The organism is Arhodomonas sp. KWT (assembly GCF_010993615.1).
Genome location: NZ_WNXE01000459.1, coordinates 1 through 1,326, shown reverse-complemented (window position 1 = coordinate 1,326; position 1,326 = coordinate 1). Strand labels below are relative to the sequence as shown.

General features: G+C 69.8%; 1 protein-coding gene. It reads left to right on the top strand.

Annotated elements, in window-relative coordinates; genetic code table 11:
- Positions 1 to 1,281, top strand: a 1,281-nt coding sequence (locus G7A99_RS19900; RefSeq protein ID WP_163143516.1) for a sigma-54 dependent transcriptional regulator, incomplete at its 5' end; no start/stop codon positions are given.
- Positions 1,282 to 1,326 lie beyond the last annotated feature (45 nt).

Genomic DNA, 1,326 nt, shown 5'->3' with positions numbered 1-1,326 from the left:
CTCACGCTCGGGCGCATGGACATCCAGGCGCGCAGCGCCGCCAACCTCGCCGAGGCCCGGCGGCTGCTCGAGCGCGAGGCGTTCGGCCTGTGCCTGACGGACATGCGCCTGCCGGACGGGGACGGTCTCGACCTGGTGCGCCACATCACCTCGAACTACCCGCACATGCCGGTGGCCATGATCACGGCCTACGGCAGCATCGACACCGCCATCCAGGCACTCAAGGCCGGCGCCTTCGACTTCGTCACCAAGCCCGTCGACCTCTCGGTGCTCCGCCAGCTCGTCGAGCACGCCCTGCGCCTGAGCGAGTCGCCGGCGGATCGCCGCTCCCGGGACATCCTCCTCGGCGAGTCGTCGCCCATGCGGGCCATCCGCTCGACCGTGGTAAAGGTGGCGCGCAGCCAGGCCCCCGTGTACATCTGTGGCGAATCCGGCACCGGCAAGGAGCTCATCGCCCGGCTGATCCACGACAAGGGCCCGCGCCGCGGCGAGCCGTTCGTGCCCGTGAACTGCGGCGCCATCCCCGCCGAGCTCATGGAGAGCGAGTTCTTCGGCCATCGCAAGGGCAGCTTCACCGGTGCATCAAGTGACCGCGAGGGCCTGTTCCAGGCCGCCCACGGGGGGACGCTGTTCCTCGACGAGGTCGCGGACCTGCCGCCGCACATGCAGGTCAAGCTGCTGCGCGCCATCCAGGAGAAGGCGGTACGCCCGGTAGGCAGCTCCAGCGAGGTGCCCGTCGACGTGCGCATCCTCTCCGCCTCCCACCGCGACCTGGACGCCCTGGTCGCCGCCGGCGAGTTCCGCCAGGACCTCTTCTACCGCATTCACGTCATCCAGGTGCGCGCCCCCTCGCTGCGCGAGCACCCGGAGGACATCCCGCTGCTGGTCGACCACATGCTCCGGGCGATCACCGGCGAGACGGATCACGGCTTCACCCTGAGCGACGACGCCCTGCGCACACTGCAGTGCTACCGTTTCCCCGGCAACGTCCGCGAGCTGGAGAACGTCCTCGAACGTGTGGTCGCACTCAGCGACGGCAGCACGGTCACGGCCACCGACCTCAACCTGCCCGAGGACGGCATGATGGCAAGCCCCGCCGTCCCCCTGACCCCGGAGCCCGGCGACGGCTTCGAGCTGGAGTCGTACCTGGAGGACATAGAGCGCGGCCTGATCTCCCGGGCGCTGGAGAAGAGCGGCAACAACAAGACCGCCGCCGCCCAGCTTCTCGGCATCAGCTTCCGCGCCCTGCGCTACCGGCTCAAGAAGCTGGACATGGAGTAGCCGGGACACCGCACCGCCTGCCACCGTACCCAACCGCCACTCCGG